The organism is Hahella sp. CR1 (assembly GCF_029813005.1).
In the GTDB taxonomy this organism is placed as follows: Bacteria; Pseudomonadota; Gammaproteobacteria; order Pseudomonadales; family Oleiphilaceae; genus Hahella.
In genome coordinates this window covers 460,049-479,793 of the sequence record NZ_JAPELK010000001.1, presented here as the reverse complement: position 1 = coordinate 479,793, position 19,745 = coordinate 460,049, and the positions used below count along the sequence as shown (strand labels likewise).

19 protein-coding genes are annotated in these 19,745 nt (G+C 50.6%); 1 reads left to right on the top strand and 18 read right to left on the bottom strand.

Going from position 1 to position 19,745, the window contains the following annotated elements:
• Positions 1–96: 96 nt before the first annotated feature.
• The gene (locus ONV78_RS02145; RefSeq protein WP_279500703.1) at positions 97–219 is read left to right on the top strand and encodes a hypothetical protein; all 123 of its coding nucleotides are present in this window, start codon (positions 97–99) and stop codon (positions 217–219) included.
• A gap of 562 nt (positions 220–781) precedes the next feature.
• Here the strand turns inward: ONV78_RS02145 and glmS are convergent.
• From glmS to mnmE, 18 genes are all read right to left on the bottom strand, one after another.
• A complete protein-coding gene (gene glmS, locus ONV78_RS02140; RefSeq protein ID WP_279500701.1) occupies positions 782–2,617 on the bottom strand; it encodes a glutamine--fructose-6-phosphate transaminase (isomerizing) in 1,836 nt (611 codons plus the stop codon).
• Positions 2,618–2,728: 111 nt separating this feature from the next.
• The gene (glmU, locus tag ONV78_RS02135; protein WP_279500699.1) at positions 2,729–4,087 is read right to left on the bottom strand and encodes a bifunctional UDP-N-acetylglucosamine diphosphorylase/glucosamine-1-phosphate N-acetyltransferase GlmU; all 1,359 of its coding nucleotides are present in this window, start codon (positions 4,085–4,087) and stop codon (positions 2,729–2,731) included.
• A gap of 225 nt (positions 4,088–4,312) precedes the next feature.
• The gene (locus ONV78_RS02130) at positions 4,313–4,738 is read right to left on the bottom strand and encodes a F0F1 ATP synthase subunit epsilon (protein ID WP_011400732.1); all 426 of its coding nucleotides are present in this window, start codon (positions 4,736–4,738) and stop codon (positions 4,313–4,315) included.
• A 28-nt stretch (positions 4,739–4,766) separates the two neighbouring features.
• Complete coding sequence (atpD, locus tag ONV78_RS02125; RefSeq protein ID WP_127974366.1) at positions 4,767–6,146, bottom strand: F0F1 ATP synthase subunit beta; 1,380 nt, start codon at positions 6,144–6,146, stop codon at positions 4,767–4,769.
• An 80-nt stretch (positions 6,147–6,226) separates the two neighbouring features.
• Positions 6,227–7,090: a F0F1 ATP synthase subunit gamma gene (atpG, locus tag ONV78_RS02120; protein ID WP_127974367.1), complete on the bottom strand. Its 864-nt coding sequence runs from the start codon at positions 7,088–7,090 to the stop codon at positions 6,227–6,229.
• A gap of 75 nt (positions 7,091–7,165) precedes the next feature.
• On the bottom strand, positions 7,166–8,710 hold the full coding sequence (atpA, locus tag ONV78_RS02115; protein WP_011400735.1) for a F0F1 ATP synthase subunit alpha: 1,545 nt from the start codon (positions 8,708–8,710) through the stop codon (positions 7,166–7,168).
• 61 nt (positions 8,711–8,771) lie between these two features.
• Positions 8,772–9,308, bottom strand: a complete 537-nt coding sequence (locus ONV78_RS02110) for a F0F1 ATP synthase subunit delta (RefSeq protein ID WP_216736709.1) — start codon at positions 9,306–9,308, stop codon at positions 8,772–8,774.
• A 12-nt stretch (positions 9,309–9,320) separates the two neighbouring features.
• Positions 9,321–9,791 (bottom strand): F0F1 ATP synthase subunit B, encoded by a 471-nt coding sequence (locus ONV78_RS02105; protein WP_011400737.1) that lies wholly within the window; start codon positions 9,789–9,791, stop codon positions 9,321–9,323.
• A gap of 57 nt (positions 9,792–9,848) precedes the next feature.
• Positions 9,849–10,103: a F0F1 ATP synthase subunit C gene (gene atpE, locus ONV78_RS02100; RefSeq protein ID WP_011400738.1), complete on the bottom strand. Its 255-nt coding sequence runs from the start codon at positions 10,101–10,103 to the stop codon at positions 9,849–9,851.
• A 69-nt stretch (positions 10,104–10,172) separates the two neighbouring features.
• The gene (gene atpB / locus ONV78_RS02095; RefSeq protein WP_127974369.1) at positions 10,173–11,003 is read right to left on the bottom strand and encodes a F0F1 ATP synthase subunit A; all 831 of its coding nucleotides are present in this window, start codon (positions 11,001–11,003) and stop codon (positions 10,173–10,175) included.
• A gap of 29 nt (positions 11,004–11,032) precedes the next feature.
• Entirely contained in the window at positions 11,033–11,536 is a 504-nt protein-coding gene (locus tag ONV78_RS02090) for a F0F1 ATP synthase subunit I (RefSeq protein ID WP_279500690.1), read from the bottom strand.
• A gap of 246 nt (positions 11,537–11,782) precedes the next feature.
• The gene (locus tag ONV78_RS02085; RefSeq protein ID WP_279500689.1) at positions 11,783–12,658 is read right to left on the bottom strand and encodes a ParB/RepB/Spo0J family partition protein; all 876 of its coding nucleotides are present in this window, start codon (positions 12,656–12,658) and stop codon (positions 11,783–11,785) included.
• A gap of 29 nt (positions 12,659–12,687) precedes the next feature.
• Positions 12,688–13,479 carry a ParA family protein gene (locus ONV78_RS02080; protein ID WP_127974372.1) on the bottom strand — a complete coding sequence of 264 codons (792 nt, stop codon included), beginning with the start codon at positions 13,477–13,479 and terminating at the stop codon, positions 12,688–12,690.
• Positions 13,480–14,133 (bottom strand): 16S rRNA (guanine(527)-N(7))-methyltransferase RsmG, encoded by a 654-nt coding sequence (gene rsmG / locus ONV78_RS02075; RefSeq protein ID WP_279500687.1) that lies wholly within the window; start codon positions 14,131–14,133, stop codon positions 13,480–13,482.
• 2 nt (positions 14,134–14,135) lie between these two features.
• Complete coding sequence (gene mnmG, locus ONV78_RS02070; RefSeq protein WP_279500684.1) at positions 14,136–16,025, bottom strand: tRNA uridine-5-carboxymethylaminomethyl(34) synthesis enzyme MnmG; 1,890 nt, start codon at positions 16,023–16,025, stop codon at positions 14,136–14,138.
• A gap of 524 nt (positions 16,026–16,549) precedes the next feature.
• Positions 16,550–17,326 carry a transporter substrate-binding domain-containing protein gene (locus tag ONV78_RS02065; RefSeq protein ID WP_279500683.1) on the bottom strand — a complete coding sequence of 259 codons (777 nt, stop codon included), beginning with the start codon at positions 17,324–17,326 and terminating at the stop codon, positions 16,550–16,552.
• Positions 17,327–17,440: 114 nt separating this feature from the next.
• On the bottom strand, positions 17,441–17,785 hold the full coding sequence (locus ONV78_RS02060) for a multidrug efflux SMR transporter (RefSeq protein WP_279500681.1): 345 nt from the start codon (positions 17,783–17,785) through the stop codon (positions 17,441–17,443).
• Positions 17,786–18,299: 514 nt separating this feature from the next.
• Positions 18,300–19,664 (bottom strand): tRNA uridine-5-carboxymethylaminomethyl(34) synthesis GTPase MnmE, encoded by a 1,365-nt coding sequence (gene mnmE, locus ONV78_RS02055; protein ID WP_279500679.1) that lies wholly within the window; start codon positions 19,662–19,664, stop codon positions 18,300–18,302.
• Positions 19,665–19,745 lie beyond the last annotated feature (81 nt).

The following is a 19,745-nucleotide window of genomic DNA, read 5'->3' as shown; positions in this document are numbered from 1 at the left end:
GGGACTGGCCACCTCAGAGAGAACTTCAACGCCACTTTTAGGATCCTATTAACGTTATCTCTAGCGATTGTTTCTATCCGGAAGATCAAGATTCGGGTGTATAATCCCTCCCTGCAATACTCCAACCTGAATCGGGCCATCAAGTACCAGCAAGGCGTACCTTCGTCCTCATGTTTTACCTTCAAGCAGCATCTGGAGTACTGGTGGTTTCGCCTCTAGCACTAGTCGCTCTATGACTTCAGTTTTCTTTTAGTTTGTACTGTATTTTCCTTGGGGTGCTATCGCCGGGTGTGTCGGATTATCCATATTTATCAAGGAACCGTAACTACCACCTGAGGAATTTCCTGAAACTTACCACTAAGGAGTCCTCGAGCTTCAGCAATACGAATAGTATCTTCAGTCCGAAGAAAACAGCTCCCAGATATTGATGACCTTTGGAGACCAGTTCAGAGAGGGGAAATACAGATGAACTCTGTGTCAGATAGAATGTGAAGCACACTTCGGCATTTATTACCGAGTAAGCGGTGAGAGCATCTCAAAAAAGAGACATATCTGGTATAGATGAAGACCTGTTGTCAGAACGCAGGTCTTGACCGCGCCCTTCCTTCAGCCTTTTATCAATCTGATCCTGAGCCAAACACTTGAATATTTCACCCATATAAAAAGCCAACGTCCTAGTTGATACCTTCAAGCTAGTGCACATTGGCTTAGGGTGAAACTATATGTTCAAAAATAGTACTTTATTTTAATACAACGGCTTTTTAAAGGCGCGAAAGTATTACTACTCCACCGTGACGCTCTTCGCCAGATTTCGCGGCTGGTCTACGTCGGTGCCTTTTAGAACGGCGACGTGGTAGGACAGCAACTGCAGTGGCACGGTGTAGACGATGGGCGCCAGGATGTCGTGAACGGCGGGGATGGGGATGACGTGCACGCCGGGCTCTTCTTCCAAGGCCACGTCCGCATCCGCAAATACATATAGCTCACCGCCACGGGCGCGAACTTCCTGCAGGTTGGATTTCAATTTCTCCAGCAACTCGTTGTTCGGTGCGACGGTGATAACCGGCATATCCTTGTCCACAAGCGCCAGAGGGCCGTGCTTCAACTCACCCGCAGGGTAGGCTTCGGCATGAATGTAGGAGATCTCCTTTAGCTTCAGAGCCCCTTCCATCGCAACGGGGTACATTGAACCGCGCCCCAGGAACAACGAGTGGTGTTTCTCTGCGAAAGCTTCTGAGGTCTTGTTGATAACGTCATCCAAATCCAGCACTTTCTGAATCAGATCTGGCAGGGCTTTAAGGCCTTCCACCAATTCCGCTTCTTTCTCTTTGGTCAGACCATGACGTCTTCCCAGCGCGATCGTAAGAATCAACAGAGCGACCAACTGCGTGGTGAACGCCTTGGTTGAAGCGACGCCAATTTCAGGGCCAGCCTGGGTCATTACGGTCAGATCGGATTCGCGCACCAGGGAGCTGCCAGGCACGTTACAAATCGCCAGCGCAGATTTGAAGCCGGCCTTTTTAGCCTGACGCAGCGCAGCCAGCGTGTCAGCAGTTTCACCAGACTGAGAGATGGTGACAAACAGCATGTCCGACTGCACGACATGTTTGCGGTAGCGATACTCACTAGCGACTTCCACTTGGCAGGGAATGCCGACCAGTTCTTCGATCCAGTATCTGGCGACAAGGCCTGAGTGATAGCTGGTGCCGCATGCAACGATCTGTACAGAGCCTACGCCGTCGAAGACATTAGCGGCGTCTGCGCCCAATACCTGCTCAAGAATGTGGTCTCCGCTGATGCGGCCTTCCAGAGTCGCCTTAATAACCTTAGGCTGCTCGTAGATTTCCTTCATCATGTAGTGGCGGTATTCGCCTTTTTCCACACTGTCGAGTCCACCGTGTTCAAAGCGAACAACCGGGCGCTCTACTTTGGCGCCGGAGCCGTCCCAAACGGTGATCTTTTCCAGGGTCACTTCGGTGATATCGCCTTCTTCGAGATAGATAAAGCGGTCTGTCACCTGCAACAGAGCCAAGGCGTCGGAAGCCAGGAAATTCTCGCCGATACCCACGCCAACCACCAAAGGACTGCCTTCGCGAGCAGCCAGGATACGGTTAGGCTCGGAAGAGTGTACTACCGCCAACGCATAAGCGCCGTGCAGCTGCGCAATGGTCTTCCTGAACGCCTGCATCATATCGCCAGTTTCCTGATACATGCTGTCGATCAGGTGTGCGACGACTTCCGTATCCGTCTCGGAGGTGAACTCGTAGCCTTTGTCACGCAGATCCTGGCGCAGGGCTTCATAGTTCTCAATAATGCCGTTATGCACGATAGCCAGATTTTCGCCTGACATGTGTGGGTGAGCGTTGGTGACACTAGGCTTACCGTGAGTCGCCCAACGGGTATGAGCAATACCCGTGCGCCCAGGCAAAGGATATTTGGTGATGGCTTCTTCCAGCGCGGCGACTTTGCCCACTTCACGCTGACGCTGGATTTTATTCGCCGCTTCAACAACGGCCATGCCTGCGGAATCATATCCGCGGTATTCAAGACGTTTCAGGCCTTCTAGCAGGATGGCGGAGACATCCCGCTGGGCTATCGCCCCAACTATGCCACACATATGTTTTCCTTGTTTCGGATTGGATTAACTCAATAAACGAATCTTAGTACGTTTTATGCTTTTTTAGAAAACGAGGCAGCAAGGCCTCGCTTAACGTTATTTGTGCTCGGGCTACTTCTTCACCGGCCGCGTCCAGCCATCTATGTTGCGCTGCTGCGCGCGCGCAACGGCAAGCTGCTTGTCGGATACGTCCTTGGTCACGGTAGAACCAGCGCCAATCGTCGCCCCTTTACCTAAGGTCACCGGAGCCACCAGCGCCGTATTGGAGCCAACGAAAACATCGTCCTCTATAAGCGTCTTAAACTTATTGGCGCCGTCATAGTTACAGGTGATGGTCCCTGCGCCAATATTGACGTTAGAGCCTACCGTAGCGTCACCGACATAGCTGAGGTGATTCACCTTGCTGCCAGGACCGATATCGGCTTTCTTGATCTCTACAAAGTTTCCGACTTTGGCTTTCTCAAACAAATGAGCGCCTGGACGCAGCCGCGCAAACGGCCCCACTGTGGCGAAAGCGTCAACACGAGCGTCTTCTATGATACTGCTGGCTTCGATCGTTACGTCATTAGCGATGACCGCATTTCGTATCACGCAATTCGGTCCGATTTTAACTCTGTCTCCCAGAGTGACGTCACCTTCGAAGACGGCATTCACGTCAATTTCCACGTCACGGCCGACATTAAGCACGCCGCGCACATCAACACGGGCGGGATCGCGCAGGGTCGCGCCGGCCAGCATCAACTCTTCGGCAACCTGTTGTTGGTATGCTCGCTCCAGTGCGGCCAACTGAATCCTGTTATTAACGCCTTCTACTTCATGGAGAAAGCTTGGCTGCGCAGTGACAATGTCTACGCCGCTTTCAACAGCCAGGGCGACGATGTCCGTCAGATAGTATTCACCTTGAGCGTTACTATTGGAAAGCTTGGGTAACCACTCTTTCAATCGACTGGCCGGCACAGCCATGATGCCAGTGTTAATTTCATTGATGGCTTTCTGTTCTTCCGTCGCGTCTTTCTGCTCAACGATGGCGACCACTGACCCGGCGTCATTGCGGACAATACGGCCATAACCAGCGGGGTTGTCCAATGTCACAGTCAAAACGCCCAATTTTCCGTGGCTGACGGCGAGAAAGTTCTTCAGTGTAGCGACGGAAGTGAGCGGCACATCGCCATATAAAATCAATGCCTGGCCATCATCAGATAAATTCTGCAGCCCTTGAGCTACCGCATGTCCCGTGCCTAACTGTTCCGCCTGATGCGCCCACAACAGACCAGGGCCAGTTACCCCTGCCTGAACTACATCGCCTTTGTGGCCATATACGACAGTAATGTTTTCCGGCTCCAAACGACGTGCAGTGTCGATGACGTGCTGAACCAGGGGTTTGCCGGCGACGCAATGCATCACTTTCGGCAACTCGGATTTCATTCGCGTACCTTGGCCGGCTGCGAGAATGATGATGTGCAGACTCATATCGGTCTCCGAAGAATGGATAAAGTAGTTAAACCGGTAACAGCTTGGCTGTTAATTGAAATTGTATTAATCGACACTTTAAGGGATTAGGAAAAAAATTTCCTGCCGTCCAGATAGACTAGTAAAGTCGCGCGCAGGCGCCAAGTTTTGGCCCTTACTTGGGCATTCAAATACAAAAAAGGGGAAGACTGTGCTTCCCCTTGTTCGATCTTGCAATCTTTGCTGTTAGCGCTTCAACTTATTACGCATCTGCTGAATGGTGCGAAGCCTTGCAGCGGCCTCGGCCAACTGCGATGCAGCTCTGGAGTACTCGAAGTCTCCGCCGCGATTGGCCAGGGCCTTCTCGGCTTCTTTCTTCGCTTCCAGAGCAGCGGCTTCGTCCATATCGCCCGCACGTTGCGCGCTATCCGATAGGATGGTCACCATGTTCGGCTGTACTTCGAGGAATCCGCCAGTAACGAAAAATACTTCCTCTTCACCGCCTTGCTTGATGATCCTAACCGGACCGGGGTTTAGCGCAGTTAGCAGGGGGGTGTGACCCGGCGTGATGCCCAGGTCGCCTTCGCTGCCGGCGGCGATAACCATCTCCACCAGGCCAGAGAAGATCTCCTGTTCCGCACTAACGATATCGCAATGCACACTTATACCCATTTGGTTAGGCCTCTATCCTATTCGGATATTATTTAGTCTTCTTGGCTTTCTCAACCGCCTCTTCGATACCGCCTACCATGTAGAACGCTTGTTCTGGAAGGTGGTCGAATTCGCCATCAAGAATACCTTTAAAGCCGCGGATAGTGTCTTTCAGAGACACGTATTTGCCTGGAGAACCGGTAAATACTTCCGCAACGTGGAAAGGCTGGGACAAGAAGCGCTCGATTTTACGCGCACGGGATACGATCTGCTTATCTTCTTCAGACAGCTCGTCCATACCCAGAATCGCAATAATGTCTTTCAGCTCTTTGTAACGCTGCAGTACGGTCTGTACGCCACGCGCCACGTCGTAATGCTCCTGACCGATAACCAGCGGGTCCAGCTGACGGCTGGTGGAGTCCAGCGGGTCGATCGCAGGGTAGATACCTTTTGCGGCGATATCCCGGCTCAATACAACAGTCGCATCCAAGTGGGAGAACGTGGTTGCTGGAGAGGGGTCAGTCAAGTCATCCGCAGGTACGTATACGGCCTGAACGGAAGTGATGGAGCCAACTTTAGTGGAAGTGATACGCTCCTGCAGAACGCCCATTTCCTCAGCCAGAGTCGGCTGATAACCTACCGCGGAAGGCATACGACCCAGCAGAGCCGATACTTCTGTTCCCGCCAGGGTGTAACGATAGATGTTGTCAACGAACAACAGAACGTCACGACCTTCGTCACGGAACTTCTCCGCCATGGTCAGACCAGTCAAAGCAACACGCAGACGGTTTCCTGGGGGCTCATTCATCTGCCCGTAAACCATCGCTACTTTGTCCAGTACGTTGGACTCTTCCATCTCGTAGTAGAAGTCGTTACCTTCACGAGTCCGCTCACCAACACCCGCGAATACAGAAAGACCAGAGTGCTCTTTCGCGATGTTGTTGATCAGCTCCATCATGTTTACAGTCTTACCTACGCCCGCGCCGCCGAACAGGCCGACTTTACCACCCTTAGCGAAAGGACATACCAAGTCGATAACCTTGATGCCGGTTTCCAGCAGGTCACGAGAAGAAGACTGATCTGCGTAACCAGGAGCGTTACGGTGAATCGGCATACGCTCTTCTTCGCCGATAGGACCTTTTTCGTCGATCGGGTTACCCAGTACGTCCATAATACGGCCCAGAGTCTGGGTCCCGACTGGTACTGAGATAGGAGCGTTGGTGTTTTCCACTTGAAGACCGCGGCGTAGACCTTCGGTGCTTCCCATGGCGATTGTGCGCACGATACCATCGCCCAGCTGCTGCTGAACTTCCAGTGTTGTGGCTCCGCCTTCAACTTTTAAAGCATCATAGACTTTGGGCACTGTATCGCGCGGAAATTCGACGTCGATAACCGCCCCGATAATCTGCACTATTTGTCCGCTACTCATTGTCAGTTCCTCACTGAATCTTAAATCTGTTCTGCCTGACTCCGCCGCCTTTCAGGCGGCGCGTCCAAATACCAAGAAACCTATACCGCCGCTGCGCCGCTCACGATCTCAGAGATCTCTTGAGTGATCGCCGCCTGACGAGCTTTGTTGTAAGCCAACTCCAGCTCGTTGATGATTCCGCCGGCGTTGTCGGTCGCGCTCTTCATAGCGATCATCCGCGCGGCCTGCTCACAGGCGTTATTTTCCACGACAGCTTGATATACCTGGGACTCAATAAAGCGGGTCAGTAACCCATCCAACAAGCCTTTAGCGTCAGGCTCGTAAATGTAGTCCCAATGGCGACGTATCATTTCATCATCTTCCGCAGGGGGAAGAGGCAACAGCTGCGCCACGGTAGGCTTCTGCGTCATGGTGTTTACGAAGCGGTTATGGACCAGGTACAAACGGTCGATCTTGCCTTCCGCATAAGCGTCCAGCATGACCTTTACGGAGCCCACGATCTTGGTAAGGGATGGTTCATCCCCCAAGTGGCTCAATGCAGCGACGACGTTACCGCCGTAGTTACGGAAAAAGCTGATCGCTTTTTGCCCTACAGCGCACAAATCGACTTCCGCGCCTTTATCGCGCCATTCTTTCATGGAGCGCATCATTTCGCGGAAAGCGTTAACGTTCAAACCGCCACAGAGTCCGCGGTCAGTAGAGACCACGATATAGCCAACTCTTTTAGCTTCGCGTTCTTGCAGATACAGATGTCGATATTCTGGATTCGCAGTAGCGATATGGCTTATGACGCTGCGTATGCGATCAGCATAAGGCCGACCCGCCGCCATTCGCTGTTGAGCTTTACGCATTTTACTGGCGGCGACGAGCTGCATCGCGCTAGTAATTTTCTGCGTGCTCTTAATACTTGCGATTTGGGTTTTAATCTCTTTTCCGACGGCCATATTTACCTGCCTTTCGTTAATCCTGAACCTGTTGAACAACCAGTCGCCGCAGAAGCGGCGACGGTTAGGAGTTCATTACCAGGTTTGAGTGGATTTGAACTTCTCGATACAAGATTTCAGGCCGGCGGCGATTTCGTCGTTGTAATCGCCTGCTTCGTTGATCTTCGCCAGAAGATCGCCGAATTCGCTCTTGGCGTAAGAAAGCAGAGCCGCTTCGAAGGGAACTACTTTCTTGGCGTCGACATCGTCCAGGAAACCTTCGTTTGCAGCGAACAGAACCAAGCCCATTTCAGCAACGGTCATCGGCGCGAACTGCTTTTGCTTCATCAGTTCGGTAACACGCTGACCGTGCTCCAGCTGCTTACGAGTCGCTTCGTCAAGGTCGGAAGCGAACTGTGCGAACGCAGCCAGTTCACGATACTGAGCCAGGGCCAGACGGATACCGCCACCCAGCTTTTTCATGATCTTGGTCTGTGCGGCGCCACCTACCCGGGATACAGAGATACCGGCGTTCATCGCAGGACGGATACCCGCGTTGAACAGGCTTGTCTCAAGGAAGATCTGGCCGTCAGTAATAGAAATTACGTTAGTAGGAACGAACGCAGATACGTCACCGGCTTGGGTTTCAATGATAGGCAGAGCGGTCAAAGAACCGGTTTTGCCTTTCACTTCGCCGTTGGTGTACTTCTCAACGTATTCCTCGTTAACACGGGACGCACGCTCCAACAAACGGGAGTGCAGGTAGAATACGTCACCGGGGTAAGCTTCACGTCCGGGCGGACGACGCAGCAACAGGGAGATCTGACGATACGCCCAAGCTTGCTTGGTCAAGTCGTCATAAATGATCAGTGCGTCTTCACCGCGATCGCGGAAGTATTCGCCCATGGTACAACCGGAGTATGGAGCCAGGAACTGCATGGAAGCAGGATCCGCAGCGCCAGCGGCTACAACGATGGTGTGATCCATTGCGCCGTGCTCTTCCAGCTTGCGCACTACGTTAGCGATAGAAGATTGCTTCTGACCAATCGCTACATAGATACACTTAATGCCAGTGCCTTTCTGGTTAATGATCGCATCGATCGCCAGAGCAGTCTTACCAGTCTGACGGTCGCCGATAACCAACTCACGCTGACCGCGACCAATAGGCACCATGGTGTCTACGGACTTATAACCGGTCTGCATCGGCTGACCAACGGATTTGCGGGCGATAACGCCCGGCGCCACTTTTTCAACAGGCTCAGTCAGAGTCGTTTCCAGAGCGCCTTTACCGTCAATCGGATTACCCAGTCCGTCAACGACGCGACCAAGCAATTGTTCGCCTACGGGTACTTCCAAGATACGGCCGGTTACTCTTACCTTTTGACCTTCCGCTAAATCTTTGTAGTCGCCCAATACAACGGCGCCCACGGAATCACGCTCTAAGTTAAGAGCCAGACCGTATACGCCGCCTTCAAATTCAATCATCTCACCGTACATTACGTCGGCAAGACCATGGATCAGTACGATACCATCAGAAACGCTTACGATAGTGCCTTCTGTTTTTGCTTCAGAAGAAATATCCAGCTTCTCAATGCGCTTCTTGATGATTTCACTGATCTCAGATGGATTCAGTTGCTGCATGCCTTTATCCTCAAAAACCCTTCAGTTACCTTTCTGCGGAAATTCAGCCGCAGGCGCCAGTTCAGGAATTCACTGCCTCAGCCAGCTTAGCCAAGCGACCGCGTACGGACGCGTCAATCACCAAGTCACCTGCACGCACGACAATGCCCCCGATCAGCTCTTTATTAAGCTGGGAGCGCAAATTGACGTTGCGAGATAGTTTCTTTTGCAGAGCTTGAGCAAGCTTGTTTTCCTGCTCGCCATTCATTTCGAATGCGCTCTCAATAGTGACTTCGATTGTGGCTTCTTGCTGCGCCTTTAACTGCTCGAACAGTGCCGCGATTTCCGGCAGCAGGACCAGACGGTTGTTTTCAGCGAGAACTCTAACAAAGTTAGCTCCCGCTTCATTGAGTTTGCCTTCGCAAACGTCAAGGAACGTCTGACCTTTCTGAGCGCTGGTCAATGCAGGGTGATTTAACACCTTATGCATGTTGCTGTCTTCAGCAACAGCGGCGGTCAGCGCTAATAACGCTGACCATTCCGACAATTGACCCGCGTCCCGAGCTAATTCAAAGGCCGCTTTAGCATATGGCCGGGCGAGTGTAGTGCTTTCCGCCATAATGCAAACCTCTTATAGTTCCGCAGCTAGTTTATCTAGCATGTTGCTGTGCGCACCTGCGTCCACAGAGGTTTCCAGGATCTTCTCAGCACCCGCCAACGCCAGCGCAGCGACTTCAGCACGCAGCGATTCCTTAGCACGGTTCTTTTCCTGGTCGATTTCAGCTTTGGCTGCAGTGATCAAACGTTCGCCTTCAGTACGCGCCTGGTCTTTTGCTTCTTCCAGCATCTGATTGGCGCGCTTGTTGGCCTGTTCGATAATTTCAGCCGCTTGCTGTTTGGCTTCACGCAACTGCTTGGCAACTTTTTCTTGGGCTAGCTCAAGATCCTTTTGCGCGTGCTCAGCAGCCTGCAAACCATCGGCAATCTTTTTCTCGCGTTCCCGCAGAGCCTGTATGACCGGCGGCCATACATACTTCATGCAGAATACGACAAAGATAAAGAAAGCAATCGCTTGCCCTATCATTGTCAGGTTGATGTTCACGTTGACACCCCTCGCTTATCAGTCGAATAAAATGACTCGTTTGCCTAAAAGGTGTAATTACTGAACCAAAGCAATGAACGGGTTAGCGAAAGTGAAGAACAGAGCGATACCAACGCCGATCATGGTTACGGCGTCAAGAAGACCGGCCACGATGAACATTTTAACCTGCAGCATGGGCACCATTTCAGGTTGACGCGCAGCGCCTTCCAGGAATTTACCGCCCAGCAAGCCGAAACCAATTGCAGTACCTAACGCGCCCATGCCGATCAAAAGAGCTACAGCAATCGCGGTCATACCAACTACAGTTTCCATTGTCTCTCCTAAATTTATCAGTTAGTTAGTGGATAGAAAGTTTTTAGTTTTGATGGAAATTTCTACTTCTTAATGATCTTCATGCGCCATGCTCAGATACACGATGGTCAGCATCATGAATATGAACGCCTGCAGCACAATAACCAAAATGTGGAAAATCGCCCAGGGCACTGATAGCACCCATTGCACCCACAACGGCATCAACGCTATCAGGATGAAGAGCAGCTCGCCTGCGTACAGGTTACCGAATAGACGCAAAGCAAGAGAAATAGGTTTGGCGATCAAGCCCACGCCTTCCAAGAGCAGGTTGAATGGCAGCATCCACTTACCGAATGGCTGCAGGGTCAGTTCGCCGAGGAAACCGCCCACGCCTTTGACTTTAATACTGTAATAAATGATCAGGAAGAAAACGGACAACGACATTCCCAGAGTCACATTGACGTCAGTGGTGGGAACGACTTTAAAGTAAGCATGTTCATTGCCGGTTACAACTTGGAACAGTCTTGGCAGGAAGTCCACAGGGACCAAGTCCATCAGGTTCATCAGGAAAATCCAGCAGAAAATAGTCAACGCCAAGGGAGCGATGACCGCGTTTTTGCCGTGGAAAGTTTCCTTTACGCTCTTGTCGACGAAGTCGACCATAATTTCAACAAAGTTCTGCAGTCCGCTTGGAACGCCACTGGTCGCTTTTACCGCTGCTTTGCGGAACAACCAGACAAACAAAGCGCCCAAGGCGATTGACCAACCCAGACTGTCAACATGGACGGCCCAGAACCCCATTTCTTTGGCTTCCTGCGCAGTGTGCGCAAAACTCCAGCCATGCTCTGGGTGGTTACCAAAGGTCAGGTTTTGAAGATGGTGCTGAATGTACTCCGACGCTGTAGGATTTTCGCCTGCCATGTTTCACTCTTAATCGATTGTTGCAATTGTTATTTACGCTGCCGCCTTCCGACAATCAGCGGCGCGAACCAATGCACTGACTGCACACCTAGAAAAGCCAGAAATAAACTTGCCGGCTCCAAAGGCTGGATAAACTTAAAAGCCAGGCCAAAAAAAATGGCCGTTAATCCTAGCTTAACCGCCTCTGCTTTATAAATAGATTGTACGATTTGCCTGGCTGCTTGAGCCCCTTGATAGAGAAAGGCGCGGTGGGCGAAATACATGTTTGGAACAGCGCAAATCAGTCCCCCGACCAAAGCCGAGTACGCATGCACGCTGCTCCATCTCCACGCGATTAAAGATATGAGGACCGTGGCTATTAATTGTAATCCCACAATCCTAAAGACTGGCGGCCGCTTAATAAGCGAGCGAGCTGCACTATTCAAATCACGTTTCTGCCTAGTTCTTGTTACCCCCCGCCCTCGCACTACAGAGACCCGTAGCTTTAGGCGCAGGTGATTATATTGTGTCGATGTAACGCATTCAACCGCCATGAAAACAAAACTGTATAATTTCCATACACATGGGTGCGTTAACAAATTTTAAGCAAATCAACATTTGGTACTAAATATGCTGTATTGAAAATCCAGACACCAAATGTTGTGTTTGAGCTAATTTTATACGCAGCATGGATGGCATGCAGTTTTAGTGATCCAGGCCTAAAAAAGAAACAAAACCAAGAGGAAGAACGCCAACCTGTTCTTCATGCGGACGGATTGGCGAAAAGACAGAAAGAGGCCTTATTTAATATGAGCGAGAATACCGTCCAACTCGTCCAGAGAGTTGTATTTGATGACAAGCTTGCCTTTGCCTTTGCTGTTGTAATCGATTGTGACTGGCGAACCCAGCCTTTCCGCCAGACTTTCCTGCAATTTGCGGACATCCGCATCCAGGGCTTTCTTGATTTTTTCCTTCGGATTTTCCTTTTCCTGTAACAGCTTTCTCACCAGAGCTTCAGTTTGTCTAACCGACAAACCTTTCTCGACAATGGCGTTCGCCGCAGCCAATTGCGTTGGCTCATCCAAAGGCAGCAAAGCTCTGGCATGCCCCATTTCCATATCGCCGCGCTCCAACATAGTTTTCACGTCAGCATGAAGGGCGAGGAGGCGTAGTAAATTGGCTATAGCCGGGCGGGATTTTCCAACCGCTTCCGCCACCTGGGACTGGTTCAAACCAAATTCGTCCTGCAAGCGCTGTAGCGCCATGGCCTCTTCTATAGGATTAAGGTTTTCCCTTTGTATATTCTCAATCAACGCCATTGCGATGGCCGCTTCATCGGGAACATTGCGAATGATAACGGGAATTTTGTCTTTACCGGCGATCTGAGTCGCACGCCAGCGGCGCTCGCCAGCGATAATTTCATAGCGGTTTGGGGCAATCTCCCGCACCACGATGGGCTGCATGACGCCTTGTTGACGAATAGACTGCGCCAGCTCCTCCAGCGACTCGGGGTCCATGTCCCGACGAGGTTGATATTGCCCACGCTGGATCAGTTCGACTGGAAGCTCTTTTAAAACGCCATCCTGTTTAACGTTTTCTTCTTCCTCATTGGTGCGTGTGCGCGACCCGGCCAACAATGCGTTCAGTCCGCGATCGCCTAGACCTCGTTTTTTCATTATTCAGGTAGTTCCCCAAAATCGCCCATTCAGGCTGGAACGGCTTCTTTCGCCGCCTTCCTGTCTTTGCGAATAATTTCTCCCGCCAATGCCAGGTAAGCAATGGCGCCTCTTGAGCTTTTATCGTACTTCAGCGCTGGCACGCCATAGGAAGGCGCTTCCGCCAGCCTTACGTTACGCGGAATAATTGAGCGATACACTTTATCGCCAAAGTAATCCGTAATTTGCCGCGATACATCCAATGTCAGGCTGTTGCGGGGATCGTACATGGTGCGCAACAGACCTTCTATTTCCAGACTAGGATTAACCGTCTCGCGAATTTGTTCGATGGTGTTCATCAACGCCGCCAATCCCTCAAGCGCGTAATACTCACACTGCATGGGAATCAAGACGCCATTGGCCGCCACCAATGCATTCACTGTCAATAAGTTCAACGCAGGAGGGCAGTCAAGCAGCACATAGTCATAGTTCGCCGCCACTTCCTTAATAGCGTTGCGCAAACGGTACTCACGACCGATCTCGTTCATCAGCTCGACTTCCGCCGCCGTGACATCGCCATTGGCGGGCATTACATCGTAACCTGCCGCTTCAGACGTCTTTACTACCTGGGCGGCGTCCGCCTTTTTAGTGAGTACATCGTATACGGTGTGTTCAATCGTGTTTTTATCGATACCGCTTCCCATCGTCGCATTGCCCTGTGGATCAATATCCACCAGCAATACTTTGCGCCGGGTAGCGGCTAAAGAGGCTGCCAGATTGACGCAGGTCGTGGTTTTGCCGACACCGCCTTTTTGGTTGGTTACAGCTAATATTCGCGCCATTTATGAGCCTCCGGTATTTCCACTACGCGCAATAATAAGCAAATGACGTTCCCCATCACAACCGGGAACCTCCAGCTTATGCCATTCCACAACTTCAAAGTCCGCCGGCATGGCTTCAATCTCGTCATGGGGATAAAGGCCTTTCAACGCATAAATGCGCGTTTCGGGAAGAATTAGATCACGGCATCCGGCAATCATATCGCCAATCGTCGCGAAAGCTCTGGATATTATTCCGTCAAACCTGGCTTCGGGCGTGAACGCTTCGATCCGAGTATGTTCGACCTGAAGATTCGTCAGCCCCATATCCATCCGGCACTGATCCATGAACCGGGTTTTTTTGCCGTTGCTATCCAACAATGTCCAGTGGGAATCCGGCTGCGCAATGGAAAGCGGAATACCCGGTAATCCTGCGCCAGCGCCCACATCCAGAAACCGGACGCCTTTTAAATAGGGAAGCGCGGCCAGAGAATCAAGTATATGACGGCTCACGTGCAATGCGGGATCGCGCACAGCAGTGAGGTTGTACGCCTTGTTCCATTTGTGCAGCAATTCCAGATAACGCAGAATTTTAGTTCGCTGCGCCTCCGTCAAACTCACTCCCATCGCCTTTAAGCCAGACGCCAGCTGCTCCGTTTGATTCAAAATCAACGCCATACTCAAGCGCTCTTCCGCTGAATGGAGCCACGCTTCTTCAAATGAACCAGCAACAGAGAAACCGCCGCTGGAGTAACGCCTGGAATCCGGGAGGCCTGAGCCAGGGTTTCCGGCCTAACTTCAGTCAGCTTTTGTTTGATCTCATTGGACAAGCCCTGAATTCCGCTGTAGTCGAGATCTGCAGGCAAAGCCATGTTTTCATTACGCCGCAAGCGCTCAATTTCTTCCTGCTGACGATCAATATATCCAGCGTATTTAACTTGAATCTCCAACTGCTCAGCCACTTCAAACGGCGTCGTCGCCACTTCCGCATCCAGCAAAGACAGCTTTTCCCAAGTCATTTCCGGACGCTTCAGCAGATCATGCAATGAATACTCTCGCGTTAGTTCCGTCTCTAACAGCTCCGCCGCTTTCCGGGCTTTTTCCGTCGCCGGCTGAATCCAGATAGACTTCAAACGTTGCTGCTCGCGAGCGATAGCCTCCCGTTTCTCACAGAAAACACGCCAGCGTTCATCGTCTATCATGCCAAGCTCGCGGCCTTTTTCTGTCAACCGCAAATCCGCATTGTCTTCTCGCAGAAGCAGCCTGTACTCAGCGCGACTGGTGAACATACGATACGGCTCTCGCGTGCCCATCGTGATCAGGTCGTCCACTAAAACACCGATATAAGCTTCATCCCGGCGTGGACTCCATGCTTCTTTATCCTGCGCGCGCAGAGCTGCGTTCATACCCGCCAGAAGGCCTTGCGCCGCTGCTTCTTCATAGCCTGTTGTGCCGTTAATCTGGCCAGCGAAAAACAGGTTATCGACAAACTTGGTTTCCAGAGAGTGCTTCAAGTCCTGGGGATTAAAGAAATCATACTCAATGGCGTAGCCGGGTCTGGTGATATGCGCGTTTTCCATGCCCTGGATGGAATGCACCAATTCCAGCTGCACATCAAAAGGCAGGCTGGTGGAAATACCATTGGGGTACAGCTCGTGAGTACTCAGTCCCTCAGGTTCAATAAATATCTGATGTGAATCCTTGTCAGAAAAACGATTCACCTTGTCTTCAATAGAAGGACAATAACGAGGTCCAACACCCTCAATCACTCCCGTATACATAGGGGAGCGATCCATCCCTCCACGAATAATCTCGTGAGTACGCTCATTGGTGCGAGTGATAAAGCAGTTCACCTGACGTGGATGCAGGTCCGCCGAGCCCATGAATGACATGACTGGAATTGGCGTATCGCCAGGCTGCGCCTCCATCACCGAAAAATCCACAGAACGCGCATCAATTCGCGGCGGCGTTCCCGTTTTCAAACGTCCAACACGGAAGGGCATTTCCCGCAGCCGTTTCGCCAAAGCGATGGAAGGAGGGTCTCCCGCACGGCCGCCGGAATGGTTTTCCAATCCAATATGGATAACGCCGCCAAGGAAAGTGCCAGTCGTCAGTACGACTGTCTTACTATGAAAACGCAGACCCATTTGGGTAACGACGCCGGCGACGCGGTCGCCCTGCATGATCAGATCGTCGGCAGCCTGCTGAAAAATGGTGAGGTTAGGCTGATTTTCTAAAATTTCGCGGATCGCCGCTTTATACAGCGCTCTATCCGCCTGAGCGCGAGTTGCGCGCACCGCCGGGCCTTTTCTGGAGTTAAGCACCCGAAATTGAATCCCCGCCTGATCCGTTGCTAATGCCATGGCGCCGCCAAGCGCATCCACTTCTTTCACCAAATGGCTTTTACCGATGCCTCCAATCGCGGGGTTACAGGACATCTGTCCAAGGGTTTCAATGTTATGAGTCAACAGCAGAGTCTGGCGCCCCATGCGCGCCGCCGCTAATGCAGCCTCGGTTCCGGCATGCCCACCGCCTATCACTATGACGTCAAAACTTTTTGGAAAGTCCATAGACTTTTACACCCTCATCGGTAACGGACCTGAAACGAACCGCGTATTTTACTATGTGGACAGGGCAAAAATAAGAGCGCCATATAAAAAATGTTTAAAAAACGCTCAAAACATCTTGTCTCGGGAGCTTTATGACTTGGCTTTGTCACACAGATTAAAAAATAGCCTAGCCTTTTCAGAGAGTTAGCAAAAATATTTTAGACAAGTTATTAATAAAGTTATCCACAAGCAAAACCATTGCCCGACTAAAATTATCAACTAACAAGCTATTGTTTTATAAAGACAAAAAAAATGCTCTTCGAATGGGTTGACATATGACCCATAAAGTTATCCACAGTGCGTCGAAGTTATTGACAGTGGATAACTCTGCTCAAATTAAGGGAAAAAAGAGCACTCCGGGTGCCTTCCTGAGAGTGAAATATTAATGCAACTTTCTGTGGTTTTATGAAGAGTGTATGTCTGATCGCAACGTGATTTGCACAGCCTAAAAACTCTTTTCCACTATAAAGCCACGGCAAGTTGATTTAGGGAGCAGTAAATTCTCCGCGATAAAAGGCTTCCCATATTTCATCAAGTCGCCCGCTTTGCTTCAGCTCACTCAATCCAGCATTGAATATTTCCATAAAACGAAGACTGGCGTTGGATTTACGGGAGAAAATCATATGGTACGGCCAGCTTTCCACGGGGGCTGTATAACCTATTTTTTCTCTTTCTTGAGCGGTGAATTGTGACTGCAGATTGAACAACCCCACAGCTTTATTTTCATCTAAGGCGTCAAAACGCCCTGCGAGCAGTTTTCTGAATACGAGGATATGATCAACTCCCACATCGTAACTGACCACGCCTTCCTTTTCCGCTTCCTCCAGTGGTTTAGCCTTGGCGCTGCCGAGAGGGAGGCCAATAGTGAGACCTTGAATGTCCTCTTTTGCTCCGGTCCAAACAACGGGTCTACTTTTGAGATAAAAGAGAACAATTTCTCCCGTATAGACCGCATCGGAAAAATAACAGTCCGCCTCTCTTTCGGGCGTCTTTCCCCAAATTGCCGAGGCGTGCCATTCCCCTCTTTGCACCAACGTGTAGGAACGCTTCCAAGGGAAAAAGCCATAAACCACTTTCACTCCCGCTTTTTGATAGATCTCCGAAACAATATGAGGAACGACACCGTAGTCAGGATAAGACTCGCTCATGAAAGGGGCCCACTCGCCGATAGCGACTGTTATTTCTTCCTGCGCAACAGCGTCAACTGCCCGGCAGAGAAAAAAAACAACAATAACCCAGCGTATCAGCCCATCTTTAAGCACTCAGACACCTTCCTATCTGCTTTAACTCACTCGCCTCGTTCAGTGAAAAGGAAAAGAAACGTGTGAACCTGAATAGTCAGTTTAGTAGATAGGGGCGTAGAGCGTTGCAGCAGGTCAGTGCTTAATGGAGTTAGAAAATACGTTGACGATAATAACTCCTGTGATGATAAAGCCTAAGCCGATCATCGCTGGAAGATCCAACGTCTGTCGAAACAGGAAATAGCCAATGGCCGAAATCAGTACAATGCCAAGACCGCTCCAGATAGCATACGCCAGGCCGACAGGAATTGTTTTGAGGCTATAAGACAGAAAGTAAAAGGCGCCCAAATAGCACAACGCCATGAGTATCGTTGGCGTCAATTTACTGAACTGTTCCGACTTTTGCAGAAAAGTGGTGCCAATCACTTCCAACAAAATAGCGGCGGCCAAGGCTGCGTAGGTCAACCAAATTGGCGTCATAGAATCTACTTCCCGTAACAAAGAGCCAAGCACATAGTATTTAAAACATTAGCGAGCATAGGGAGTTCTATTTTGCGCTATCAACATCTGTCTACCATAGCCCTCCTTCCGAAGTAATCCAGGCGGCTAATTGGATATCTTCTTGCGCGCTAAACTTTGTTGATATTTTCCCCATTCTCGCCGTCACATTATCGTCTTTAACCAAGTCGCCCGGTCTGTATGGGTATATTGCGATAGTCTCTGTATTTCCCAGCAGCAATTCCTCTGAAACCTGCGAAGCCAATTGCTGTGCTCTACCTTCCGAGGATGAACAAACTATCCAGTAAGCAATGTAGATGTCAGATCCATCTACCCTTACGTAAAAATCGGTAGGGTTAGTGTGTGCCGACTCAACCACCCACAGACTAAAGTCATTCATTTTTCTGTCGCCAGAGGAGTTAAGTTATTTGACTGACCAGCTAAGGGCTTCCCATGAAGTAGCTGAAGAAGGTGACTGAGCCTTTTTAGAATAGGCTTACTTGCCGATGCAAAACGACGAGAAGATACGCCCCAGTAAATCATCGGAGGTAAAGGCTCCGGTAATTTCCGATAACGCATTCTGCGCAACCCTCAGATCCTCCGCCACTAATTCCCCGGCGTTCGCATTCAGCAGCTGACTCTTGGCGAGCTTAATGTGTTTTTCTGCATGGGTAAGGGCTTCCAAATGACGACGTCTCGCCATAAATCCTCCTTCCGCATGACTTTCAAAACCTACGCAGGCTTTTAAATGTTCGCGCAGCTGGTCAATACCAAGCCCGGCTTTGGCCGACAGGCGGATGACAGGGTGGGACAGCGACAGGTCAATGCCTTGTTGCTCTTCGCTCAAATCGATTTTATTGCGAACTACTGTGATATGGTCGTGGTGTTCTATACGTGCATAGAATTCTGGCCAAATCCGCTCGGGAGACATTTCTTTGGTCTGCGTTGCATCCACCAGAAACAGAATACGATCAGCCTGATCAATTTCTTTCCAGGCGCGTTCGATGCCGATTTTCTCTACGACGTCGTCGCTATCCCGCAATCCTGCCGTATCTACAATGTGCAGAGGCATGCCATCGATATGGATATGCTCTCTCAGTACATCCCGAGTAGTACCTTCAATTTCTGTCACGATGGCGCTTTCTCTTCCCGCCAGCGCATTCAGCAAACTGGACTTACCGGCATTGGGGCGACCAGCAATCACGACTGTCATCCCTTCACGCATCAAAGCGCCTTGCTTGGCGCTGGCGAAGACAGATTGCGTCTGACTGAGGAGAGTATCCAGATCGTTTAATACCTTGCCGTCAGAGAGAAAGTCTATTTCTTCCTCGGGAAAATCAATCGCTGCTTCAACATAGATACGTAGTTGAATAAGACTCTCGATCAGCTTTTCAATTTCTTTGGAAAACTGGCCTTGCAGAGATCTCATTGCACTATGAGCGGCTTGTTCTGATGTTGCCTCGATCAAATCTGCAATAGCTTCCGCCTGCACCAGATCAAGCTTATCGTTCATGAATGCTCTTTCAGAGAACTCACCAGGACGCGCGAGTCTGGCGCCAGCTGCAACTAGACGTTTTACCAGCAAATCAAGAACGACAGGCCCGCCGTGACCTTGGAATTCAATAACATCTTCACCAGTAAAGCTATTGGGGGCTGTAAAAAGTAGCACAATACCGCTATCGAGAATTTCCCCTTCTTCAGTAAAAAAAGGACTGTAATGCGCGTGTCTGGGCTTAGGGTTATAACCAAGAACCAGACTCGCCAGCGCTCTTGCTTTAGGGCCAGAAACTCTGACAACGCCAACGCCGCCTTTCCCTGGAGGGGTTGCGATTGCGACTATCGTGTCATTCTCAGCGTACATGAAAATTCTCGCTTCACCATAAAAAAGCCCGTTGTTAAAACGGGCTTTTGTTTAAAAGTAGCTCAGGCTACCACTGACTGA

Coding starts and splice junctions, on each gene's coding strand:
- glmS (WP_279500701.1), bottom strand. CDS start 2,617: ATGTGTGGCATAGTTGGGGCGATAGCCCAGCGGGATGTCTCCGCCATC.
- glmU (WP_279500699.1), bottom strand. CDS start 4,087: ATGAGTCTGCACATCATCATTCTCGCAGCCGGCCAAGGTACGCGAATG.
- ONV78_RS02130 (WP_011400732.1), bottom strand. CDS start 4,738: ATGGGTATAAGTGTGCATTGCGATATCGTTAGTGCGGAACAGGAGATC.
- atpD (WP_127974366.1), bottom strand. CDS start 6,146: ATGAGTAGCGGACAAATAGTGCAGATTATCGGGGCGGTTATCGACGTC.
- atpG (WP_127974367.1), bottom strand. CDS start 7,090: ATGGCCGTCGGAAAAGAGATTAAAACCCAAATCGCAAGTATTAAGAGC.
- atpA (WP_011400735.1), bottom strand. CDS start 8,710: ATGCAGCAACTGAATCCATCTGAGATCAGTGAAATCATCAAGAAGCGC.
- ONV78_RS02110 (WP_216736709.1), bottom strand. CDS start 9,308: ATGGCGGAAAGCACTACACTCGCCCGGCCATATGCTAAAGCGGCCTTT.
- atpE (WP_011400738.1), bottom strand. CDS start 10,103: ATGGAAACTGTAGTTGGTATGACCGCGATTGCTGTAGCTCTTTTGATC.
- atpB (WP_127974369.1), bottom strand. CDS start 11,003: ATGGCAGGCGAAAATCCTACAGCGTCGGAGTACATTCAGCACCATCTT.
- ONV78_RS02090 (WP_279500690.1), bottom strand. CDS start 11,536: ATGGCGGTTGAATGCGTTACATCGACACAATATAATCACCTGCGCCTA.
- ONV78_RS02085 (WP_279500689.1), bottom strand. CDS start 12,658: ATGAAAAAACGAGGTCTAGGCGATCGCGGACTGAACGCATTGTTGGCC.
- ONV78_RS02080 (WP_127974372.1), bottom strand. CDS start 13,479: ATGGCGCGAATATTAGCTGTAACCAACCAAAAAGGCGGTGTCGGCAAA.
- rsmG (WP_279500687.1), bottom strand. CDS start 14,133: ATGGCGTTGATTTTGAATCAAACGGAGCAGCTGGCGTCTGGCTTAAAG.
- mnmG (WP_279500684.1), bottom strand. CDS start 16,025: ATGGACTTTCCAAAAAGTTTTGACGTCATAGTGATAGGCGGTGGGCAT.
- ONV78_RS02060 (WP_279500681.1), bottom strand. CDS start 17,785: ATGACGCCAATTTGGTTGACCTACGCAGCCTTGGCCGCCGCTATTTTG.
- mnmE (WP_279500679.1), bottom strand. CDS start 19,664: ATGTACGCTGAGAATGACACGATAGTCGCAATCGCAACCCCTCCAGGG.